The 405-nt window shown below is 54.1% G+C and carries 1 protein-coding gene; it reads right to left on the bottom strand.

Features of this window, described 5'->3' with window-relative positions:
* A partial coding sequence (locus ACYVTD_RS17395; protein WP_461248884.1) for a class I tRNA ligase family protein occupies window positions 1-405 on the bottom strand: 405 nt, incomplete at both ends.

The raw sequence follows: 405 nt of genomic DNA, 5'->3' as shown, positions 1-405 counted from the left end.
CTCATAAGCCGTCTGCGCCGCATCGTTGTAGCGGTAGGAAAAGAACGCCTCCCTCATGGATTTCGCCGCGCTGTTAAGGCGGGAATAAATCCACTTGTCCTCAGGCGACAGTTTCGGGTTTTTAACCGGCTCGCGCCCTTCAAGGTTCATCAGTATATATCTGCTCGCGTTCCATATCTTGTTGGCGAACTTTGTCCCCATCTTAAAGGATTCTTTATCCACCAGAATGTCCTGCCCTTGGGCGCACATGAACGCGAGAGTGAACTTCATCGCGTCCGCGCCGAACTCGTCCACAAGCTCAAGCGGGTCAAGTCCGTTTCCAAGCGACTTGCTCATCTTGCGCCCCTGCTTGTCGCGCACGAGGCCGTGGATGTAAATGTCGCGGAAAGGCGCTTTGCCAGTAAA

The organism is Treponema sp. R6D11 (genome assembly GCF_054786075.1).
This window is presented reverse-complemented; position numbering and strand designations above follow the sequence as displayed.